The sequence below is a fragment of the Flectobacillus longus genome, from assembly GCF_030056705.1.
Classification (GTDB): Bacteria; Bacteroidota; Bacteroidia; order Cytophagales; family Spirosomataceae; genus Flectobacillus; species Flectobacillus longus.
The window spans coordinates 85641-109129 of the sequence record NZ_JASHIC010000025.1; the positions used below are offsets into that span (position 1 = coordinate 85641).

Genomic DNA, 23489 nt, shown 5'->3' on the forward strand with positions numbered 1-23489 from the left:
TTAAGGTTTTAGCCTTTATCATGGAGCTATTCCAACAAAAAAAGCCAGTGGACAAATCCACTGACTTTCTCTTCTAAGCGTATATTGGACACTTTATGATTCTTTCTTCTTACGCTAATATTTTTATTGAGCGATTGCTGTAAATTCAATTTCAACCAAATAATCTGGAGATACTAATTTAGAAATCTCATAGATACCCGTTGTTGGTTTGATTTCGCCGAAATAAGCGCCATGAGCACGAGCAATATCATCAAATTTGGTAATATCTGTTGTGAAAATACGAGTTCTCACTACATCTTTTGTTGAAACACCAGCCTCTTCTAACACTTTTGCGATACGTTCTAAGATATTCAACGTTTGTGCATAAGCATCGTCAGCCTTTACTTTTTCACCATCTACAATAGCTACAGTTCCTGATACTTCTACAATGTTTCCGATTCTTACGGCACGGCAATAGCCCATTTTGTCTTCCCACGGCGAGCCCGTTAAGATATTTTGTCTAGACATACTTAATAATTGTTTTTTGGTTACGATACAAAGATAAGATAAAAGCCGAGGGATATTTACTCAAAAAGGCATAAAAAAAGGCTCAAACTAATGTGTTTGAACCTTTAACATACCAAAAATCGTTGCCTTTACGCACGTACAGCTACTAAATTAGCTTCCATCAAAGAAGCCAATTCTTCTACAGTCTGTACTCTATCTATCTCCTGATCTGGTAATGTAATACCATACGTATTTTCTAAATAAGCTACTACTTCTAGGAACTCTAATGAGTTCATTCCCAAATCGGCATAAAAGCGTTTTTGAGGAGCTATCAACCTCGGGCTAATATAAAAATTCCGAGATAAGAACTTTGTCAATGTTTCTGTGCTGAATCTCATCGGTTTCTTGATTTATATATATTTTGACGATTGTTATGCTAGGTTAACGAGCTTTTTTGAATAATAGTGCCCGAATTTTAAGTTTTTTTTAGAAAAAATGAGAAAAATCTATAAAAATTCTTAAATATTATGCTTACAGAGTATTCTTGAACTATTTAAAGATTCTTCTCATGATTTATTAAAAAATATTAAAAACTATTTTCAGGTAATTTGCTCTTCTAAAACCTAGTTTTGTATCGTTTCTTTGACCGGAATAATCGTTGGTGGAAGTAACTTATACATAACAGGTGTAACCAAACGAGCAAGTAATGTTGAACTGATAATTCCACCTATCAGCACCAAGGCTAATGGAGAGTACAGCTCTGAATATTCGATAACTAGTGGTACTAAGCCCCCTATTGCCGTAAGTGATGTTAGCACAATAGGAACAAATCTCACTTCGCCTGCTTCTCGAATTGCCTCCTCAAGTCCAAACCCTTCCTCTCGAAGTTGGTTGGTAAAATCTACCAATAGTAAAGAGTTCTTGACTTCAATTCCCACCAGTGCGATAAAACCAATAACAGCCGTAAATGATAAAGTTTCGCCCCAAAGTAATAGCATCAAGATAGCTCCAACAATGCCCAATGGAATTACTGACAATACAATCAGGGTCGATTTGAAATTGCGGAACTCCAAAATTAGGATGGCTATCATTCCGAAGACAGTTATCAAAACTATCACCCCTATTCCTCCAAAAGATTTTTCTGCATTTTCGGCCTCTCCTGCTACTCTGTACGAAAATCCTTTCGGAAACTTAAAAGCATTTAATTGCTTTATTAATTCTTGGTTTACTTGTGCTGTATTATAGCCTGATTTTAAAAAGGTCGAAACTGTCACATATCGTTCTTTGTCAAAGTGCAAAATCTGATTCTGAGAGGTTTCTAACTTAATATCTACCAATTGTTTAAGCGGAATAGCAGTCCCTAAAGCATTGTTGACATACAAACGATTAAAGACGTCTAAATCTTGTTGTACACCCGTTCTTGGAATCGACACGTTGATGTTATAACCATCTTTTTCGCCATCTTCACGGTAGGTACCCACATTTAATCCTGCTATTCCTAAACGTACCACTCGGTCGATTTCGGCTGAGCTCACACTCATCAAGCCAGCTTTTTCTTTATTGACTACCACACGAATATCCGTTGGTTGGACTTTCAGTGGGTTATTAACATAGATTGCTCCTGGGTGACTTGCTAGAATTTTCTCAATTTTGAAAGCTACATTTCTTAAGGTATCCAAATTTTCTCCAAAGATTCGATAAGCAATCGGTGCTTCTAATGGTGGACCTTGCTCAAAATCTTTTACCTCAATTTTGGCATTTGGATACACTCCCATATTGCCACGCAAGTCATCAATTAAAGCCTTTTTCTCAGAAGTTTCCATATCTTCGAGCAAGACAAATATTTGTGCTCGGTTTTCTGACTGACCTCTTTCTACTGTGTTGTAATAGATACGAGGATTAACACGACCGACATTTGAAGCAAAGTTTTTAATTTCAGGCACCTTCTTCAATTTCTCCTCCACATACTTCACTACTTTGGTCGTGGCAGCCATATTTGTTCCGACTGGCGTTTCGATATTTACTAAAAACATCGGTTTTTCGGAAGTTGGGAAAAGAGAAAAACCTAAGAATAATTTAGCCATCATCATCACACCTACAAATATCCCTAATGCTCCTACCAAGGTAGTTTTTGGATGTTTGAGACACCAATCCATCAAGCGTCCATAAGTAGCCGAAATGATTTTTTTCATTCCTCTCAAAATCATATTCCCTTCTGGATTATGATTTTCGGTCAATAACACAGACGATAAAAACGGCACAATTGTCAATGACACAATCATCGATGCCAATACCGTAAATATTACAGCCATAGGTAAACTTCGGATAAATTTACCAGCGGCCTCTGGCAAATTGGCAATTGGCAAAAAGGCAAAACACAGCAATACAGTACATCCTACTACAGCTAATCCGATTTGTTTTGTAGCATCGATAGCCGCCTGCTTACGTTTGAAGCCCATTCGCATGAAGCGTTCGATGTTTTCGACCACTACGATAGAGTCGTCTACCAAAATCCCCAAAGCAACTATCATCCCGACAATTGACAACTGGTTAATGGTATAACCAAATACATTGAGTAATGTTAGACCTATCGCCAACGAGAGTGGGATTGAAATCATTACGACAATACTTGCACGTGTACCTAAAGGCAATAGCGTAATCAATACTAACAAAATCGCTATTCCGAAATCTTTAGCAAAACGCGTAAGACGATTATCTACTGATTCGGCTTGGTCAAATACTTTTACAACATCGACACTTGGAGGAAGTTGTGCTTTGTATTTTTCAACTATTGGTTCAACTATCTTTCTAATACCAATAATATTCTGTCCTTGCTTTTGGCATGCTGTGACAAAAACACAACGGTGACCATTGAGACTGGTAATATGTGTTTCGTCTTCGTAAGCAAATTTTACTTGAGCAATATCCTTAAGATACACGATTTTGGTACCGTTGGTGTACACAATCGTATTCTGAATTTCGTCGAGGTCGTTATATGCACCTGATGTTTTTACATTTAGTTTTTTACTAGAAACATTGATACTACCTCCAGGAATATTGACATTTTCAGATTGAATTGCTCCCAACACCTGATTGACAGGAATATGGTCGTGTGCCATTTTTTCCAAATTCAATTCAACTGCTACTTTACGAGCTGGAAAACCCCATGATTTGATATTAGTCAGAGGTTTTACCTTTTCGAGTTGTTTTTCTAAATCATCTGCATATTCTTTCAGCTTGGCGTAAGGCACATTTTCACTTACGAGTGCAAACTGATAAATATTTACATCGGTTGGTCTAAACTTTTGAACTCGAATATCCAGAATCTCAGCAGGGAGGTCTTTTCTGATGGCATTTACTTCGCGAACCACTTCCTGATATTTTTCTTCTGGATCTTGTTCAAAATCATACTCTATCTGAAATACAGCCGCTCCATCTAGTATGACTGTACTTATGCGCTGAATGTTGTCTAGCTCGTTAATTCTTTTTTCAAAAGGGTCTGCAACTAACTCTTCCATGTCGTTGGGAGTAGCTCCAGGATAGATAATTGTAACGCCAAATTGAGGAGATTCAAACTCTGGGTCTTCGCCACGAGGCATGTTCAACAAGGAATATAGCCCGATTGATAATACCGCCAGAAATACCACTAAGGTAAACTGGTAATTTTTTACGGAAAATTCTGCGATTTTCATATATGATGAGTTGTCGGCATCAGTCGCTTTGCAGTGACGTTATGCTCGTTTAGGTCTATGTAAAATTGATTAGTTGTAAAAGCCTATTTTACGACTTTTACTTTTGTACCTTCTACCAGATAGGCCGAACCATCTGTTACTACTTGACTTATTCCCGACAAACCCTCACGAATAAATGCTTGTTGACTATTGACATAAGCAATCGACAGAGAAACTCTTTTAGCTTTTCCGTTTTCTACAACATATACAAAAGCTTGGTCACCATTGCCTTCAATAATGGCATCAACAGGAACAGACGCATATTGGTATTTGATAGAAGGATAAATCAAAGCCTTGGCAAATAGGCCAGTCGCCATTTTTTTGCCTTGAGTACTAATTTTTAATTCTGCTTGATAGAGACCAGAAGCTTGGTCGGCACCTTGAGAGAGGGTTGTGACATTTGCCAAAAACTTCATGTCAGGAAATGCGTCGAGGCTGATTTCGGCTTTATTGCCTAGTTTGAGACGAGTCCAGTCTTTGTCTGCAATACCAACTTTTACCACCCAATCGTTAGCACCTGCGGCATTCACAAAAAGTACCGTATTTCCTGAAGATGCCAATTCACCTTCATTCATCATTTTTTTGACAACAACGCCATTGGTTGGTGCATAAATTTTGGAATATCCTTGGTTGTATTGGGCTATTTGTAAACCTTGTTTTGCTACGCTCAAAGCTGTTGTAAGGTTTTGGACTTGCTCAAGTGTAGCTACCGAATCACGATAAAGCGCATTGACACGCTTTAAGTCTCTTTCTATTTTACTTACATTCTCTTGTGATTGTTGCACTTGTGCATTGATTTCGGTCAAATTGAGGGTTGCTAATAATTGACCTTTAACAATATTTTGCCCTTCTTTTACAAAGATTTTTTCGATTATTCCACCCGTTTTAAAAGAAAGACGAGCTTCGTGTAACGAGCTTATCAGACCAGAAGCTTTGATAGGTTCGGTAGAATTAGCATTTGAAACATCCACTAATTTTACGGCTACAGTTTCGTTATCTGCAATTGTTTTTTTGTCGGTTTTCTTTTTGCCACAGGCAAATACCGTTGCTATGATTAGACCTAGAATGAGGCTATTTTTAAAGGAAGTCAACATATTTCAAGAGGATTTTGATTAGCCCAAGGCTAAAGAGATTTTATATTTTCTTTTATCTATAATGCAAGTGCTTTACTTGTTTTGTACCTATTTCAACTCAAAAGCGGCAGCACTGCGTTCGAGTTCTACCCATTTGAGCCAAACATCATATTGAGCTATCACTTGCTGTAATTGGGTACGAGTCAATTGTGTTTGGGCATCCAGCAACTCGATAAAACTAAGATTACCTTCTTTGTAACGGCGCATCATGTCACGATAATAGCGCTGTGCCGAACTTATCTGATTGGCTTTGGATTGATGAATTTCTTTGGCAGCTGTCAAAGCGTTTTGCGCTAAGGTGTTTTGCAAATCAAGCTGGTTTTTGACTTGCTGTAGTTGCGTATCTGCGGTGGCAACGTCCATTTCGGCTTGTTTTACTTTCAACTGATTTCTTCCTGAAGAATATACAGGCAAGTCAATCGATACTCCGACCAAGAAAAAGGCATTGGGAGAAATAAAATTCTTATCTGCCGAGGCAATTTGAGCAAAACGCCCTTGTGAACCTAAATCCAAAGAAGCTCCTATCTTGGGCTGATTGTAAGACTGGCTAAGTTTTAAGATTTGCTTATTAATACTCAAATTAGTTTCGAGCTTGTCGATTTCTTCTCGGTGAGCTAAGTCTATTTTAGTAGGAATCACAACATTCTTGAAACTTGAATCAACCTTGATTTCCTGCGTAAACTCACGGTTTAACAAGAAATTAAAATACGCTGCTGCATTTTTCTGTGTTCCTTTGGCAGCTTCAACTTCAGATTCTATACTAGCAATTTCGTTTTTTGTACGAATAGAAACAGTCGGGTTGGCCATTCCATTTTGAATCAAAGCTTGGTTGACACGTTCACTTTCACGGAGCAGACGTAAAGCATTTTCATAAATACTCAATGCCTCAGTAGCTTTCAAATAATTGAAATAAGCTATTTTTATATCTTTGACCAATTCACGCTTATAGACATTGGTTTCGGATTGCTGCAAACCAATCAGTTCCTTTTTGATGCTTTGATTATACTTAAGTTCGGCATTAATCAAAGGCATCGAAGTTTTGAATCGCATGTCATAAAAATCCTTTGGAATCAACTGCTCACTCACGTTTGAAATTTGTGGAAAAGCATTAGAATTTGTCAAGCGATTGAGCGTTGCATATACAGGATTTACCAAATCCCCCACAGGAATATCAATTGTACGACCACCTAATGCAGAGGATACAGTCGTATTGAAATTCACCGAGGGTTTGAACAAACTTTTGGCTTCATCCAAAGCCCAAATGGCTTTTTGTAGCTGAAAACGTTGCTGCTTGAGCGTTTGGCTATTTTGTAATCCCTCTTGTACATACTGATTGAGTACTTCTGATTGAGCCATAGTTCCATAAGCGAGCCAACAGCACACCAAGGAGAGATAATACTTCATAGGTTTCATATTAAACATTTATAATTTTATAAACACTGTTCAGTAAAAGAGTAAATAAAAAGCATTAATTCATGAGGAATCAATGCCGAATGAGCTCCGAGCTATCGGGTTTTAGGTATCAGCACTTGTTATAAAGTACACCAATATGAGCCGACTGCTCAAAGCTGACTTCAGAAAGCTGTCATAAGTCAGACCTGTGGGAGATTTTACTGCCCACAGGTCTTTCTAGGGGATTTTTAGATTTTTTCAGCTTAAGCAAACTGTTAAATCTTTACTGCTTAATTCACTTTGTAAATCCTTAAAATCAGTCAGTTACTGGTCTTTCAAAGATTCAAAGACAAAGTAACTAAAACTATTTAATAGTATTGCTTGTTGCAACCAAATTGGTTGTACATTTTGCAATTAAAATATCATCTTGGTTACGAATTTCGCCTTCTGCATGAGCGATTTTCTTTCCCATTCTTACAATCTTTGATTTCACACGAACGGTCTCGCCTAGTCGTGCGCTAAAAAGGTAGTCTACCGAAAGGTTGACTGTGCTATAAAAAACACCATTACCCATCATAAAAACAGTCATACCGATAATATCGTCAAGCATTGTTGCGGCAATACCGCCATGCAAGATACGAGCAGGGTTTACCATTTCTTCTTTGACTTGGTATTCTATTTCGACACCATGGTCGTGAACTCCTACCAAAATACCGTCCAGAAATTTAGCCACAGGTGAGATGCTTTTCTCTGCTACACGAGTACCAATATATTCCTTAAAAACCTCTAATGCGTGTTTGTTACTCATTTTTCTTTTTAATAAGATTCAACATAAAATCTAGCGACTCCCCAATGAGCTTTTCAAGCTGTATTTCTGGATTTAATTCACAAAATGGATCAAATCGTCCTCTGATATTTAGTGACACCAAACCGTGTACATAAGACCAGATTGACATAGACAATACATCGATGTCGGCAGGCAAAACAGAGCCTTGTTCAATACACAGTGCCAAGTTTTTTTGAAGTGCCACAAAATTGTGCATTCCACAATCCCAGCCAGCCTCTTGCTTTTTGAGGGCGTGCATAGGTGCATCCTTAATAAACATCAAGTCGTATAACTCAGGATTTTCGAAGGCAAATTTCAAATAGGTTAATCCACGTATACGCAACTGCTCAAAGGCATCTTCGATGGCTTCGACAGGACGAGTCATTTCTGATAATTTATCAAAACCTAATTCGTGCACTGCATAAAACAATTCATCTTTGTCTTTATAGTGCAGGTAAATCGTGGCTGGACTATACTCTATTTTGTCCGCAATAGCTCGAATAGAAGCCTTATCAAAGCCTTCTTTGATAAAGATTTCTTTGGCAGCTTCCAAAATTCGCTGTTTCAATTCAAGTTTTTCGCGTTCTTTTCTTTCTAAAATACCCATTTCTTATAAACCAATCTTAGTATGCAAGCAAATTTAAGCAAAGTGTACAGGCATTCCCAACAGGTAGCAAGCTTATTTCACTTTTGTCCACACAGTAGTGCGTCCCAATAAAGATACTCCAACAAACCCTCTGATTTCTAATTCATCAGCTTTCTTGAGTTTCATATTGCATGAATAACTTTTACCATTTTTAGGATCATAAATACTTCCCTCCTCCCATGCTTTTCCTGTAAATTCGAAGTTTTTCAAAATAACTAAGCCTAATAAAGGTTGACTACGTAACGATGCATCTGGATTGTTTACATCTTTTTTAGCAGCGTCTTTTATCCAAGAAAGTTTCCCAAAATACTTATCCCCTTGCTTAAATATCAAGACCTTTCCATCTTTACTTTCTGATAACCATTCCCCCAATACCGCGTCTTTTGTGGGGTTTTGAGCCTGTACAATTTGTATAGTATATAACAAGGTGGCAAGAATGAATAATAGCTTTTTCATGAGTTTGTATGATTATTATTAAAAGGTTTTGTTTTCAAGGCTTGAGATTCGGAAGATTTTGTAATATTTGTATTAAATACTATTAAAACTATAGGATAAAAGTACTTATTCGATTTTGATTCAAACTTAAGATGTGATTGAGCTAAACTTAATGATAAAATTCTAACAGTTTGGTAATTCTTACTTATCTAAACTATTTAAGATTAGCTAGTTCTATTTTTATGAAGTTATAGGTAACCTATAAAGATTAATATTTTACCATCTTTCATTTTAATAACAACGTAAAACTAATAAACAGTGTTTAGTAAACAAATTTTTTGATAATATTTTTTTAAAAATCTATGAAAAATCATTTTTTTAAAAAAATTAAACATTTGACTTACAGCACATTAATAAAATGCAATTATTATTTAAAGACAATCTAGTAAAATAGTAGTTTGTGCCATTTGGAAGATATTTCTAATTTTGCAAAATTGCACGTTCGGAATACCTCATTATTCAATCAAAAAGAATTAATTATTCTGAATAAGTGCAACAAGCACAACATTGTTGTTCTGAAAACCAAATATTTAATCCCAGAAATTTCAAAAAATATGAATTACCCACTTAACCAGATTCCTGAGAGAACTGAAAAGCCACGTCAAAAAGGTTTGACAATGGTAATGGACAAAGGGCTTAGTCTCAGACAAGTTGAAGATTTCTTGGAGCTTGGCTCTGGATATACCGATATAGTGAAGTTGGGTTGGGCAACCTCTTTTGTTACACCAAACCTAAAAGATAAATTGGCTTTATATAAATCAGCAGGCATCCCAGTGTATTTTGGGGGTACTTTGTTTGAAGCATTTGTGGTAAGAGGTCAGTTTGATGAATACCGTCGTGTTTTGGACCAATATGGAATGGAATACGCAGAGGTTTCGGATGGTTCTTTAGAAATGGAACAAGATGACAAATGTGGGTATATCCAAACTTTAGCCAAACAAGTAACTGTTCTTTCGGAAGTAGGTTCTAAAGACGAAGCTAAAATCATTCCTCCATACAAATGGATCAAATTGATGAAAGCAGAGTTGGAAGCAGGTGCTTGGAAAGTAATCGGTGAAGCTCGTGAAGGCGGAAACGTAGGGTTGTTCCGTGCATCAGGCGAGGTTCGTCAGGGCTTGGTAGAAGAAATTTTGACAGAAATTCCTGAAGAAAAAATCATTTGGGAAGCTCCTCAAAAATCTCAACAAGTTTGGTTTGTGAAGTTGGTTGGTGCTAACGTAAACGTTGGTAACATTGCTCCTCATGAAGTTATTTCATTAGAAACTATCCGTTTAGGCTTGAGAGGCGATACTTTCTCTCACTTCTTGGACAAAAAATAATTAGTATTTCTAAAAAGAATGATTGAGTGAAAACAACATTCGCTCAGTCATTCTTTTTTAATTTTTGATTAAGATTCTCACTATCATACCGTACAAAGGTTACTCTTCTATACTTTTGTAGTTTACTTTCACTATTTACTCCAAGCCTCATTTGGACATTGTAAATCTTCCCAAACAATGGAAATCATTCAATTTGTATTACAACTTCTCAAAGATCCTTTAACTGCCCTCACGCAGTTTATCACCGACAACGGTACGCTTACTTATGGTTTGCTGTTCCTAATTGTATTTGCCGAAACAGGTTTGGTAGTTATGCCTTTATTACCAGGCGATTCGCTTTTATTTGCGATTGGCGTATTGGCAGCTCCTGCAACAGGTGGTAAAATCGATATTACTTTCGTTATTCCATTGTTGATTGGTGCAGCGCTTTTGGGCGATAACGTAAATTATTTTGTAGGAAAATATTTGAGTGACTTTGTTAAATCAAAAGATAAAATTCTCTTCTTAAAACGTGAGCACATCGTTAAAACAGAAGAGTTTTACGAAAAAAATGGTGGTCAAACCGTTATTATGGCTCGTTTTGTACCAATTGTACGTACTGTAGCGCCATTTGTAGCGGGTGCAGGTAGTATGAAATATGGTAAATACATTACGTTTTGTGTAGTTGGTGCTATCGTATGGGTAACTTCTATTACTTTGTTGGGATACTTCTTGGGTAACAACGAGTGGGTAAAACACAACTTCGAAAAAGTAGTACTTGGTATCGTTGGTATTTCAGTATTGCCAATGGTTATTGGTTTCGTAAAAAGTCAATTCAGTCAAAAGTAATGTATTGAAGACGGCACATTTGTTTTCTTCTTATCATATAAAGTATTATTTCATCAAAGAGGCAAAAGTTTTCGTACTATTGCCTCTTTGTTTATTTTTACGCTATGAAAAATTTATTTGGTCTTATTGGTTTTCCTTTGGGGCATTCGTTCTCAAAAGGATATTTTACGGAGAAATTCGAAAAAATTGGTCTTTCTCAGACACATACGTATGAGAAATTTGAGCTCGAAAATATTGAAGATTTTCCAGCATTACTTCAATCACATGCAGGGGAACTAAAAGGCTTAAATGTGACGATTCCTCACAAACAAAACGTGATGGCTTATCTTGATGAAATAGATCCAGCGGCTAGTAAAATTGGTGCTGTAAATACCATCAAGTTTTTGGAGAATGGAAAAATCAAGGGCTTTAATACTGATTACTGGGGCTTTAGATGGACACTTGAAAAATGGGATGCTTTCAATGAAATTGCACCTAAAAAAGCATTAATACTCGGAAAAGGTGGCGCAGCTAAAGCCATTATTGTCGCCTTAGAAGATTTGGGATTGGAGGTGCAACTAGTTTCTCGTACCAAAGAAAGTGATACTATCACCTACGAAGAACTTACGCCAGAGGTAATGTCTGAGCACTTATTTATTGTCAATACTACACCGCTAGGAATGTATCCAAAAGTAGAGAATTGCCCCGCTATTCCTTACGAATTATTGAGTGGAAAGCATTTACTATATGATATTGTGTATAACCCACTCGAAACTTTATTTTTGAAAAAAGGTACTGAAGCTGGCGTGCGTAGTGTTCACTTCGGACTAGAAATGCTACATGGACAAGCCGAAAAAGCTTGGGAGATTTGGAATAGCTAGATACGATTTCGGATTGGGGATTTTTGATTTTGAATTGAATTGTATAAAAGTTTAAATCCGAAATCAAAAATCCCACATCCGAAATCAATTTTATTGCTCAATCGAATACCTCCACAAACTATTATCGCCTATTTCTTTTCTATCTATTAAGCCTTCTGTTAGTGTTGGTGCCATGATACCCGCTCCTATTGCTTGCGGACTAATCCAGCGATATGCTTCATCCCATAGTCCAGCATCGATACAGGATTGTAGTAATGCTGTGCCTCCTTCGACAATGACCGACTGAATTTTTCGTTGGTATAAATCATCTAAAATCATCGGAAGCCAAGAGTTTTCTGCCTCCATTTGGACATAAGAAATATGCCCTTTTTGTTCTGACTTAATGGAATTATAGCAAATTGTAGGCGTTGTTCCTGCATAAATAGCCGAATCCTCCGCTACTTGTAAATGTTTATCAATCAACACTCTTATCGGATTCTTACCCGTCCAAAAACGTGTATTTAGTGAAGGGTTATCATATTGTGCCGTTCGTGTGCCCACCATAATAGCATCCTCCTCCGAGCGCAATTGATGTGTCCAACGTCTGGATAAGGCATTGGAAATTTGAACCGCTTGGAAATTGGGTAAGGCTATTTTACCATCGGTCGATTCTGCCCATTTGAGAATAATATAAGGTCGTTTTTTTTCGAAAAAGGTAAAAAAACGGCGATTCAACACACGTCCTTTTTCTTCTAAAACACCCGATATGACTTCAATTCCTGCATCTCTCAATTTCTGAATACCTTTTCCTGCTACCAAAGGGTTGGGATCATCGTTACAGATATACACTCGACGTACTTGATGTTTGACCAATAAATCGGCGCAAGGAGGTGTTTTACCAAAATGCGAACAAGGTTCGAGCGTCACAAACACATCGGATTCGGGCAAAAGGTTTTGGTCTTTTACATCTGCTACCGCATTGACTTCGGCATGCCAATGCCCATAGCGTTGATGCCAACCTTCGCCAATTATTTTTCCTTGATGTACAATTACGCATCCTACCATGGGGTTCGGAGATACATTTCCTGCTCCCAATTGGGCTAGGTCAAGGGCACGTTGCATGAAGGCATTTATTTGAGTATCGCTCAAAACATGATTATTCTTCGACATTTCTGTAATTTTGTATATTCATCAGTGAAAAAGAAAAGCACTCGTATAGGCTAACGACATAAAAAACATCTTTGCTTTTATCTAAAGTAAAAAACCTATATCCAATCGCTTAAAATTTATTATTCTCCATGACTCAATCATCCAAGCAACTATTTGCGGATTTGGTAGCCGAAATTACGGCAGTTTACTCAGAAAACGAAGCAAAAAGCATGGTCTATCTTTTGCTTGATACACTTGTGGGTCTTTCAAAAACAGACATACTTGTCGACAAGCCTGTAAACATTAATATAGATTTTGCCCCACTTGTGGCTCGTATCAAGTCCTTCGAGCCAATACAGTATGTACTAGGCGTTGGTGATTTTTATGGAAGACTTTTTCACGTTAGTCCATCAACTCTTATTCCTCGACCCGAAACTGAGGAACTTATAGAACCTATCGTTACCTTTGCCCAAAATTTAGGGTACCCAACTACTATACTTGATATTGGTACTGGGACAGGATGTATTGCCATTACAATTGCTTGTGAAATACAAAATGGCGCTGTTATTGCTTATGATATTTCGGAAGAAGCACTGAGCGTTGCCAAGCAAAATAATGAACGCCACCAAGCAGGTGTTCAATTTGTTCAGAAGGATATTTTGACTTACCAACACGAAAAATCAGAGCAACTTTTTGATATAATTGTAAGCAATCCACCTTATGTGACACATCGGGAAAAAGATGAAATGGAGGCTAATGTACTCGACTATGAGCCACATTTAGCACTTTTTGTAGAAAATGACAATCCTTTGATTTTTTATAAAGCCATTGCCAATTATGCCTCTTTGAATTTGGCAAACAATGGTTTTTTTATAGTAGAAATCAACCAGTACTTAGGCGCGGAAACAGCCCAAGTTTTTGAAGAGAAAGGATTCGTAGAGATAGAAATTATCAAGGATATGTTTGGGAGAGAAAGATTTATCAAAGGAAGAAAACAATAACAGTGAAATTTATCCATTTTCTGATTATTCAAATGGGTTAATTCTCTTCTTTATTGTACATTTATTAATAACATATCATACCATCTTTAACGAAAGCATTGCCCTGTATTTTACCTATCACACAACTTGAACTTTAAAGATTTATGTCTGAACATTACAACCTTACTGTTTCGATTATCATTCCTTGTTTTAATGAGGAGCAGGTGATTATGTACACTTATGAGCGAGTGTCTAAAACCATGCAATCTTTTGGGCATAAAGGCTATGAAATCATTTTTATCAACGATGGCAGTCGTGATCGTACGTTATCTATTCTGAAAGAAATTGCTCAGAAAGATGCTAACGTCAAAATTATTGGATTTTCTCGAAACTTTGGTCACCAGCCTGCTGTAACCGCAGGGATCCAAGCTTGTACAGGCGATGTAGCCATTATTATTGATGCCGATTTGCAAGACCCTCCAGAGTTGTTTCCAGATATGATAAAAATGCACCTCGAACAAAATGCCAATGTGGTGTATGGGATGCGTGAAAAACGTAAGGGTGAAACGTTCTTCAAAAAAATTACGGCACGTATGTTTTATCGTACCATCAATTTCCTATCAGATACTCCTTTACCTGTGGATACTGGTGATTTTAGATTAATCGATAAGCACGTTATTGAAGCATTTAAAGCTTTTCCAGAAAAGAACAAATATATTAGAGGACTCATTTCATGGATTGGTTTCAAGCAAGTACCAATCATGTATGTGCGTGAAGAAAGATTTGCAGGAGAAACAAAATATCCTCTTTCTAAAATGCTCAAATTTGCCTCTACAAGTTTGTTGTATTTCAGTAAAAAACCTCTCAAACTCGCTCTGGGTTTAGGAAGTCTTAGCTTGATTGTAGGATTAGCTTTAGGAGTTTGGGTTCTTACAGGACTTATTTTCAGGCCCGAAACCTTAGTGCCAGGTTGGGCATCAACAGTGATTGCAGTTATCTTCTTTGGAGGTGTTCAATTACTTACGATAGGTGTTTTAGGAGAATATTTGGGTAATATGTTTGAAGAAATCAAAAACAGACCAGAATATATCATTTACGAAAAAGTAAATTTTTAATAAAAAGCAAAGGTGAGTATTTCAAAAAAGGCTGATGAATTTGTTCATCAGCCTTTTTTGTGAAACACCTATGATAATTTATTTCAAACGATAGATGCTAATCACTTTATTTCCATCTACTTCTACGTTGAATACCTCTTTTGAAGGAACTAAATAAGCAGAAAAATCAGGATTGAAATTAAAATGACGATATTCTGTAATAAAATAGTCTGCTTGGTTAATGTCACTCACAAATTTTAGTGCATCTTTTTCGCTTTTTCCCAAGTTATACGAAGCGCAAATATTTCCATTAATTTTGACTTTTGCTCCTTTCTGACTGTGTATTTTCAAATAGTCTAATGCTTGCTTATAAGAAGTACCCCAATAATCCATCTCAAATTTTTTGTCGACATGATTTCCTGCCAAAACATTAAAATATACATTTTGATAGGGGTGATTTTTCACAATCCAAGCAAGTAGATATACCACTACCAACACATTCAAACCGATAAAGCCTCCTGCTACAGCAGGCTTCCATCCCTTCAGAAAGTCTTCAATCGTAACAATTCCCAATGTGGCAAGATACACAAACCCAGCGTAAGTAAAATACAAGTGGCGCCAACCATCATACAAGGTTGAATCTAATACGACAACACTTAAAATGGGGCCGACAAAAAGTCCTAGAAAAAACAAATTGATGTACGTAAGTGGATTCCTATATTCTGTTATCCATTGTTTTAAGGTTACAACAACACCTATCAATGCCAACAAAAGAAAAGGAATTGGCGTAGTAATCACAATCCAAATCAAAGCATAATAACGAGGCAAATCAGGGGCGGTATAATATTGACCTTCAAACAATACTGGCGCATTCAATGGATATTTACTCAGGTTTTCGAATACCTCAATAAAGTGCCCGATGGGGTTTGTCCACAAATAAGGGAAAGCAATGTAAAAAGTCAGCAAATACACGATAAGCATGCTTGCCAACATTTTGAGTTTTTGGATTAAGTCTTTTTCTTGTGTAAAAAAATGTTTTAAGACTATTGCTCCTCCAAAAATCAGTGGAAGAAAAATGCCTACAATACGCAAAGCCGTAGCCAATCCCATAACCAAACCTAGCCCAATAGCATACTTGTAATTAGTTCCTTTCAAAATTTTGAACCCTAAATAACCAGCAATTACAAAAAGGGATAACAGCGGTAAATCTTTAGGGTTATAGAATGACTCTGCCAAAAAACGGGGCGAAAACACATAGATAAAGCACCCCAACAAACTGATATATTGTTTCTGGAATCTTTCAGAAAGAAGTTTATACAAGAAAATAATGGATAGCGCAAAAATCAAAAAAGTCGATAAATGCCAAAGTCGATATACTCCTAATTCGTCGTCGATGCCCAACCCTTTTTCTAATACTACCATCGGAAAAGCAAACAGCGCACCATGGTCTCTATCTCGATAATGCTCCATGTCTGGTGCATTTTTCAAATCAGGCGGAATCACCTTCGAAGCCATACTTGGTGCCAATTGTCGAGCTACGTGAATAATATTCATAATCCCGATATGACGCTCAGTGCCTTCATCATACGAAACACCATAATCTTTATAAACCAAAAGCCCACTGATAAAGTAAATCACAAATAAAATGATAGGGAGTTTGGACGTATTGAGCAGACGACTAAAAAAGTTCAACTTCATATACAATAGTGTTGGGTTAAGTGGAAGTGATGAGTATTAGCTCAAATGTTTTTGAGATTTTTCAGAGTAAGCCTATCGATGAATAATAACCATAAAATATGTCACAAAACCTATGCCCAAATGTATATTTCATAACAATATTTTTACATCATCGCTATAAATTATCCATAAAGTAAAAGAGAACAGGGACAAAGTTATTTATATACTATCAAATGCTATTTTATAAATATATTTTATTCAGTCCTCATTTATCATATTCGCTTTGTCAAACATTTGAGCTTTTGGAAGCATTTGAAGGTCATTTTTATAAAATATAACAATTCAAAGAAAAAAATAAAATAGTATGCTTGCATAACAATTTTATTTTTCTTTAACTTTACCTATCGAATCAAAATCTCATAAACATATTACAATGAACCGTTCAATCAAGAAAGTAGCTGTGTTAGGGTCAGGCATCATGGGAAGCCGTATTGCCTGCCACTTTGCCAATATTGGATGCGAGGTGCTCTTGTTAGACATCGTTCCTCGTGAACCCAACGATGCTGAAAAAGCGAAAGGTCTTACTTTAGAATCGCCTGCGGTACGTAATCGTATTGTCAATGAGGCATTTCAGAATACGCTCAAAGCTAATCCTGCCGCACTCTATTCTACGGCATTTGCTAACCGTGTCAAGCTTGGCAACTTCGATGATAATCTCGCCGAAATCAAGAATTATGATTGGGTGATTGAGGTCATTGTAGAAAACTTAGCCATTAAAAAGAGTCTTTTCGAAAAAGTAGATGCTCTTCGTAAGCCCGGCACGCTAATTACCTCAAATACATCGGGTATTCCGATTCATTTGATGGCAGAAGGTCGTTCTGAAGATTTCCAAAAACATTTTTGCGGAACGCACTTCTTTAATCCTCCTCGCTATTTGAAGCTATTGGAAGTAATTCCAACACCTCAGACGGATAGTAGTGTGGTAGACTTCTTGATGCACTATGGTGATAGATTTTTAGGAAAAACTACCGTATTATGTAAAGATACCCCTGCTTTTATTGCCAACCGTGTAGGTGTTTACAGCATGATGAAAACCATGCAAGTAGTGGCCGAAATGGGCTTGACAGTTGAGGAGGTAGATAAGCTGACTTCGGTAGTCGTAGGTCGTCCTAAATCAGGAACTTTCCGTTTGTCTGACTTGGTCGGCTTGGATACTACGATTAACGTTTCAAACAACCTATATGCGGCACTCACGCATGACGAGTCAAGAGATGCTTTTGTTTTACCAGAAATGATTAAAAAACTTCAGGAAAACAAATGGCTAGGTGACAAAACGGGTCAAGGTTTTTACAAGAAAATCAAAGGTGCTGGTGGTAAGTCAGAAATTTTGGCTTTAAACCTTCAAACTTTTGAATATGAACCTTCTCAAAAAGTAAAATTCGATGTTTTCGAAAAAACAAAATCTCTAGCTTTAAAAGACCGTTTTGCTGTATTGTTAGCAGATAAAGGCAAAGCTGGAGAGTTTTATCGTAAAACCATTTTGGATGGTTTTAGATATGTTACCTATCGCATTCCAGAAATTGCTGACGAGCTATATCGCATCGATGCTGCCATTTGCGCAGGTTTTGGTTGGGAAATGGGCATTTTCGAAACATGGGACGCCCTAGGTTTGCAAAAAGGTCTAGAACTCATGAAAGCCGAAGGCATGGAACCTGCCTCATGGGTTCATGAGATGATTGAAAGTGGCGTAAACTCATTCTATAAAAAAGAGGGTGGCAAGCGTCTTTACTACGATATTCCAAGCAAAAGCTACAAGCTTATCCCAGGTACAGAATCATTTATTATTCTTGAAAACCTCTCAGATGGTATCGTTTGGAAAAACGGCGAAAGTCATATTTATGATTTAGGGGATGGAATTCTTGGTTTAGAGTTCCGCTCAAAAATGAATACGTTTGGAGCGGGAGTTATTGAGGGCGTTCACAAAGCTATCAATCTAGCAGAAAAAGATTTCCGTGGTTTGGTGATTGGTAATGATAGTACCGAAGCATTTTCGGCAGGTGCCAACTTAGCCATGCTATTTATGTATGCTGTCGAACAAGAGTTTGACGAAGTAAACCTCATGATTGCGCAATTCCAGCAGACCATGATGCGCGTTCGTTACTCGTCGATTCCTGTTGTAGTCGCACCTCATACGCTTGCACTTGGTGGTGGTTGCGAAATTACCTTACACGCTGACCGTGTGGTAGCAGCAGCCGAAACTTATATTGGTCTTGTAGAAGTGGGTGTAGGTTTAATTCCTGCGGGTGGCGGTACCAAAGAAATGGCACTACGCTGTTCTGACCTCTACAAAGCTGGTGACCCAGAGCTCAATATTTTGCAATCAGCCTTCATGAACATTGCGACAGCCAAAGTAAGTACTTCGGGTTATGAAGCATTTGACATGAACTATTTCCGTCGTGGCGACGAGGTTGTGCTCAATCGCAGTCGTTTGATAGCCGATGCCAAACATGCTGCCATAGAGTTAGCAGAAGCTGGTTATACCCAACCTAAACAACGTAACGACATCAGAGTTCAAGGAAAAGCAGGTATCGCGTTGTTTAAAGCAGGTATTACCTCAATGTTAATGGGTAAATATATCTCTGAACACGATGCCAAGATTGCCAACAAATTGGCTTATGCCATTTGCGGAGGAGACTTGAGTTATCCACAAAATGTAACGGAGCAATACCTTCTTGATCTTGAGCGTGAGGCATTTTTATCACTCTCAGGCGAGCGTAAGACCTTGGAGCGCATCCAAAGCCTTCTTAATGGAGGAAAACCGCTTAGAAATTAAGAGGGAGTATGAATGTAGAATTGCGAGTGGTGAGTTATGAATATAAAATCATAATTCACAATATTTTATCTCAACAATTAATTCAACTTATTTTTACCCGTAATAGGCATTAAGCTATATGCCATAAGCTAAAAGTATAAGCGTTTTTCTAAAAAATCATGAATACCTTTTTTGCTTAATGCCTACAGCTTATTGCCTAATTTCATTTTTCTTATTCAAAATCCAGAATCAAACCATGAATGCATATATCGTTGCGGGCTATCGTACAGCAGTAGGAAAAGCTCCAAAAGGTACACTTAGATTCACTCGTCCTGACGAACTTGGTGCCGAGGTAATTAAACATATTTTATCAACTCTTCCACAATTAGACCCAGTTCGTGTGGATGATGTTATTGTGGGCAATGCCGTACCAGAGGCCGAACAAGGAATGCAAATTGGGCGTTATGTAGCGCTATTGTCATTGCCTAAAGAAGTTTCAGGTTTTACCATCAATCGCTATTGTGGCTCAGGTGTAGAAGCTATCGCTATTGCTGCAGCTAAAATCTCAGCAGGTATGGCCGATTGTATCATTGCGGGTGGTGTAGAGTCTATGTCATTGGTACCAGTAATGGGCTATAAGACGGCTCTCAACTTTGATATTGCTCAGAAAACGCCTGATTATTACATCGGAATGGGACTTACAGCCGAGCAAGTAGCTAATCAATATAATATCAGTCGTGAAGATCAAGATGCTTTTGCGTATGCCTCGCATCAAAAAGCCATTGCGGCTCAACAAGCTGGTTTGTTTGACCCTGAAATTGTACCTATTACCATCAAAGAAACTTTTTTTGATGCTAATTCAGGCAAAAAGAAAACGAAAGAATCGGTCTTCAATAAAGACGAAGGACCTCGCGCAGATACCAGTGTAGAAGCCCTTGGCAAACTCAAACCTGTTTTTGCAGCAGGTGGTTCGGTTACGGCAGGTAACTCTTCTCAGACTTCAGATGGCGCTGCTTTTGTAATGGTCATGTCTGAAAAAATGGTGAATGAGCTTAATCTGAAGCCTATTGCTCGTATGCTGTCGTATGCCACTGCGGGTTGCGAACCTCGTATTATGGGTATCGGCCCTGTATTTGCAGTACCTAAAGCCCTTAAGCAAGCTGGTTTGTCGTTAAACGATATTGACCAAATCGAACTGAATGAAGCTTTTGCGGCTCAAGCGCTGGCTGTAGTTCGTACCTTGGACATCGACCCAAGTAAACTCAATCCAAACGGTGGTGCTATTGCCTTAGGACACGCACTAGGTTCAACAGGAGCTCGTTTGTCGGTTCAACTATTCAATGAAATGCGTCGTCGTAACCAAAAATATGGTATGGTAACTGCTTGTGTTGGTGGTGGACAAGGTGTAGCAGGTATTTATGAGCTTTTGTAAAGAAGCTAGAAAGCATAGAATAGATTTTTTTAAAAGATAATATCAAAGAGGTGTTCGAAATCTGATTTTCGAACACCTCTTTTGATTAATAGTCAATAAATATCTAGTATTTGAGTGCTTTTTTTCCCCAATAGGGTGCGACTTAAGTCGCACCCTATTGGGGAAAGTATAAGAGGTCTCTATTTAAAATTATCCCAAAATTCGAGAGGACTCCTATTGAATAGGAATATACCGTTTCTGTTTACATTGGCTTTCTCTTAAACCCATACGGACAATGTTTACAGCCGTTTTTACAACAATATCCTCTCTTCAGGTGGTATTCCTTCGTAAATACCATAAATCCCTGTTCATTCAAGTAATAATCCTCTGGTTCCAATCCTCGATTAGCCTTTATCTTTTCTTCATTTTTCATATTCAAGGGTCAAAGTTAACAGCGTCCAAGACAATAATAGGTTTCCTTCGTGGTTCTTTTTATTGATTTATTCGTTAATAACCTGTTTTTTGATTTCAACTTTCCAACCTATAGTTTAAGCAAAATGTTCAAAATATTGTATTTTTGTAAAAGTCATGCCAAGCAATTTTACATATCGAACTAACATAAAAGCAATGTGCCCTCCTCTCACGACGAGCGCACTTTATGGGCATTTCTGTAAAATCCATCGAATACTAGAATCTTCCACGTTACTCATCTACGTCATCTGGCTTTTTTCTGCTGTGTAATACTCTTCTAAAGTTTTGATACTTTAGGCAAAAGACTATGTTGTGATTCAACGGTAGTCGATTTTGTCATTTCTTTATTTTAAAATCATTTGTAAAAAGACAACACTAACAGACACACTGTTATCTGATAACCTTTTTACCTTAAAGAATTACGACAATGAACATTTCAGAAAAATACACAGAAGAACTAACAGCCACCGAATTTGCTATCACGCTTGAAGACCATTATGGTGCTCATAACTATCACCCAATGCCTGTAGTATTGGAGCGTGGTCAAGGTGTTTTTGTTTGGGATGTAGAAAATCGCCCGTATTTCGATTTTCTCTCGGCTTATAGTGCTGTAAACCAAGGGCACTGTCACCCAAAAATTGTACAAGCAATGATAGAGCAGGCACAGAAATTAACCCTTACCTCTCGTGCTTTTTACAATAACCAATTAGGACTTTGTGAAAAATATTTGTGTGAATACTTTGGTTATGACAAAGTATTGATGATGAACTCAGGGGCAGAAGGTGGTGAAACAGCCTTAAAATTGACCCGTAAATGGGCGTACAAAGTAAAAGGTATCCCACAAAATCAGGCTAAAACGCTTTACGCATCGGGTAATTTCTGGGGACGTACAATTGCGGCTATCTCGGCCTCTACTGATCCTTCGAGTTATAACGATTACGGTCCTTTGTTGCCAGGTTATGAAATCATTCCTTACAACGATTTAGAGGCACTGGCTGAGGCCCTCAAAGACCCAAATGTAGCTAGCTTTATGGTAGAGCCTATTCAAGGCGAAGCAGGTGTTGTTGTTCCAGAAGAAGGATACCTCAAAAAAGCCTTTGAATTATGTCGTGAACATAATGTACTGTTCATTGCTGATGAAGTTCAAACGGGAATTGCCCGAACAGGCAAACGTCTCGCTTGTGATCATGAAGGCTTCCAACCAGATATTTTGATATTAGGAAAGGCGCTATCGGGAGGTACCTATCCTGTATCTGCGGTTTTGTGTCGTGACGAAATCATGTTGACTATTAAGCCAGGCGAGCATGGCTCTACTTATGGTGGTAATCCATTGGCATGTGCCGTAACAATGGCAGCTTTACAAGTAGTAAAAGATGAAAAACTTGCCGAAAATGCTGAGGCGATGGGACTGCTTTTCAGAGAAAGGATGACTCAACTCAAAAACCAACGCCCAGACTTAATCACTGAAGTAAGAGGAAAAGGCTTGTTAAATGCCATCGAAATTAACGATACAGAAGAAAGCGAAACGGCTTGGAACTTGTGTATGGCTTTTAAAGAAAAAGGATTATTAGCCAAACCAACACACGGTAACAAGATTCGCTTTGCCCCTCCATTGGTTATTACCGAAACTCAAATGGACGATGCTTGTTCAATTATTGAAAAAGTAATTTTGGAGTGGAAATAAATACTAGTGCTGAATGATGAGTTGTGAATTGTGAGTGTAAATTTTTAATTATCAAATTTTACACTCACAATTGATTAAGTCTCAAATAATGGTCTTTAGTTTAATTTAGTGATTGAACAAATTATTGATTAATTTAAAATTTATCTTCTAGCAGTAGAAACGCAATGATTGCGGCTTAAGCTAAGGCGTATCTAACATAGTCGTGTCCCAAAAGCTTGTGGAATAAGCCCAATTCTAAAATTCGGGATTAATCATGTTATAGACGTAAAGAATTGAGTCTATACTGGTGTTGCATAGATTATATTTAACTACATCACGAAATTCGGGATAAATCAATCTTTTCAGCTTTAATTTCATTACTCTCACAAAAAAAACGTAACCACTCAATACTTTTCATATCAAATGATTACGTCTTTATTTGTAGCCCCGGCAGGAATCGAACCTGCATCTTAGGTACCGGAAACCCACATTCTATCCATTGAACTACGGAGCCTTACCAAAATTTTAGCGTCGCAA

The 23489-nt window shown here is 37.6% G+C and carries 19 protein-coding genes and 1 tRNA gene; 8 read left to right on the forward strand and 12 right to left on the reverse strand.

Annotated features, from left to right (window positions below; all coding sequences use genetic code 11):
* Positions 1 to 123: 123 nt before the first annotated feature.
* From QM491_RS18575 to QM491_RS18610, 8 genes are all read right to left on the reverse strand, one after another.
* Positions 124 to 507 carry a RidA family protein gene (locus QM491_RS18575; protein WP_095166920.1) on the reverse strand — a complete coding sequence of 128 codons (384 nt, stop codon included), beginning with the start codon at positions 505 to 507 and terminating at the stop codon, positions 124 to 126.
* A 128-nt stretch (positions 508 to 635) separates the two neighbouring features.
* Positions 636 to 884, reverse strand: coding sequence for an acyl carrier protein (locus tag QM491_RS18580; RefSeq protein ID WP_095166922.1), 249 nt, complete (start codon positions 882 to 884; stop codon positions 636 to 638).
* 225 nt (positions 885 to 1109) lie between these two features.
* Positions 1110 to 4178, reverse strand: a complete 3069-nt coding sequence (locus QM491_RS18585) for an efflux RND transporter permease subunit (protein ID WP_283329044.1) — start codon at positions 4176 to 4178, stop codon at positions 1110 to 1112.
* A gap of 83 nt (positions 4179 to 4261) precedes the next feature.
* Positions 4262 to 5311 carry an efflux RND transporter periplasmic adaptor subunit gene (locus QM491_RS18590; protein ID WP_283329045.1) on the reverse strand — a complete coding sequence of 350 codons (1050 nt, stop codon included), beginning with the start codon at positions 5309 to 5311 and terminating at the stop codon, positions 4262 to 4264.
* An 87-nt stretch (positions 5312 to 5398) separates the two neighbouring features.
* Positions 5399 to 6754 carry a TolC family protein gene (locus tag QM491_RS18595; RefSeq protein ID WP_283329046.1) on the reverse strand — a complete coding sequence of 452 codons (1356 nt, stop codon included), beginning with the start codon at positions 6752 to 6754 and terminating at the stop codon, positions 5399 to 5401.
* 352 nt (positions 6755 to 7106) lie between these two features.
* Positions 7107 to 7550, reverse strand: coding sequence for a PaaI family thioesterase (locus tag QM491_RS18600; RefSeq protein WP_283329047.1), 444 nt, complete (start codon positions 7548 to 7550; stop codon positions 7107 to 7109).
* Positions 7543 to 8175 carry a TetR/AcrR family transcriptional regulator gene (locus QM491_RS18605; protein WP_283329048.1) on the reverse strand — a complete coding sequence of 211 codons (633 nt, stop codon included), beginning with the start codon at positions 8173 to 8175 and terminating at the stop codon, positions 7543 to 7545. The genes QM491_RS18600 and QM491_RS18605 overlap by 8 nt, the downstream gene beginning before the upstream one ends.
* A 72-nt stretch (positions 8176 to 8247) precedes the next feature.
* Positions 8248 to 8670 (reverse strand): DUF2147 domain-containing protein, encoded by a 423-nt coding sequence (locus QM491_RS18610; protein ID WP_283329049.1) that lies wholly within the window; start codon positions 8668 to 8670, stop codon positions 8248 to 8250.
* A gap of 593 nt (positions 8671 to 9263) precedes the next feature.
* Between QM491_RS18610 and QM491_RS18615 the strand changes: the two genes are divergently transcribed.
* The 3 genes from QM491_RS18615 to QM491_RS18625 all read left to right on the forward strand — a co-directional run bounded on the left by QM491_RS18615 (position 9264) and on the right by QM491_RS18625 (position 11716).
* Entirely contained in the window at positions 9264 to 10028 is a 765-nt protein-coding gene (locus QM491_RS18615; RefSeq protein WP_095166936.1) for a phosphosulfolactate synthase, read from the forward strand.
* Positions 10029 to 10205: 177 nt separating this feature from the next.
* Entirely contained in the window at positions 10206 to 10856 is a 651-nt protein-coding gene (locus tag QM491_RS18620) for a VTT domain-containing protein (RefSeq protein ID WP_283329050.1), read from the forward strand.
* A gap of 104 nt (positions 10857 to 10960) precedes the next feature.
* Positions 10961 to 11716, forward strand: a complete 756-nt coding sequence (locus QM491_RS18625; protein WP_283329051.1) for a shikimate dehydrogenase family protein — start codon at positions 10961 to 10963, stop codon at positions 11714 to 11716.
* A 90-nt stretch (positions 11717 to 11806) separates the two neighbouring features.
* On the opposite strand, the gene ribD is transcribed toward QM491_RS18625, so the two are convergent.
* Entirely contained in the window at positions 11807 to 12865 is a 1059-nt protein-coding gene (gene ribD / locus QM491_RS18630; protein ID WP_283329052.1) for a bifunctional diaminohydroxyphosphoribosylaminopyrimidine deaminase/5-amino-6-(5-phosphoribosylamino)uracil reductase RibD, read from the reverse strand.
* A gap of 128 nt (positions 12866 to 12993) precedes the next feature.
* Here ribD and prmC point away from each other — a divergent pair, with 128 nt between their 5' ends.
* On the forward strand, positions 12994 to 13845 hold the full coding sequence (gene prmC / locus QM491_RS18635; protein ID WP_283329053.1) for a peptide chain release factor N(5)-glutamine methyltransferase: 852 nt from the start codon (positions 12994 to 12996) through the stop codon (positions 13843 to 13845).
* Between the two features lie 143 nt (positions 13846 to 13988).
* Positions 13989 to 14939, forward strand: a complete 951-nt coding sequence (locus QM491_RS18640; protein WP_283329054.1) for a glycosyltransferase family 2 protein — start codon at positions 13989 to 13991, stop codon at positions 14937 to 14939.
* Positions 14940 to 15017: 78 nt separating this feature from the next.
* On the opposite strand, the gene QM491_RS18645 is transcribed toward QM491_RS18640, so the two are convergent.
* The gene (locus QM491_RS18645) at positions 15018 to 16616 is read right to left on the reverse strand and encodes a glycosyltransferase family 39 protein (protein ID WP_283329055.1); all 1599 of its coding nucleotides are present in this window, start codon (positions 16614 to 16616) and stop codon (positions 15018 to 15020) included.
* Between the two features lie 412 nt (positions 16617 to 17028).
* Between QM491_RS18645 and QM491_RS18650 the strand changes: the two genes are divergently transcribed.
* A complete protein-coding gene (locus QM491_RS18650) occupies positions 17029 to 19428 on the forward strand; it encodes a 3-hydroxyacyl-CoA dehydrogenase/enoyl-CoA hydratase family protein (RefSeq protein ID WP_283329056.1) in 2400 nt (799 codons plus the stop codon).
* Between the two features lie 235 nt (positions 19429 to 19663).
* Positions 19664 to 20839: an acetyl-CoA C-acyltransferase gene (locus QM491_RS18655; protein ID WP_283329057.1), complete on the forward strand. Its 1176-nt coding sequence runs from the start codon at positions 19664 to 19666 to the stop codon at positions 20837 to 20839.
* Positions 20840 to 21080: 241 nt separating this feature from the next.
* Here QM491_RS18655 and QM491_RS18660 read toward each other — a convergent pair whose 3' ends face one another.
* On the reverse strand, positions 21081 to 21251 hold the full coding sequence (locus tag QM491_RS18660) for a C1orf53 family protein (RefSeq protein WP_166549828.1): 171 nt from the start codon (positions 21249 to 21251) through the stop codon (positions 21081 to 21083).
* Between the two features lie 465 nt (positions 21252 to 21716).
* Between QM491_RS18660 and rocD the strand changes: the two genes are divergently transcribed.
* Positions 21717 to 22973, forward strand: coding sequence for an ornithine--oxo-acid transaminase (gene rocD, locus QM491_RS18665; RefSeq protein WP_283329058.1), 1257 nt, complete (start codon positions 21717 to 21719; stop codon positions 22971 to 22973).
* Positions 22974 to 23394: 421 nt separating this feature from the next.
* Here the strand turns inward: rocD and QM491_RS18670 are convergent.
* Positions 23395 to 23466 (reverse strand) — tRNA-Arg (locus QM491_RS18670).
* Positions 23467 to 23489: the final 23 nt, after the last annotated feature.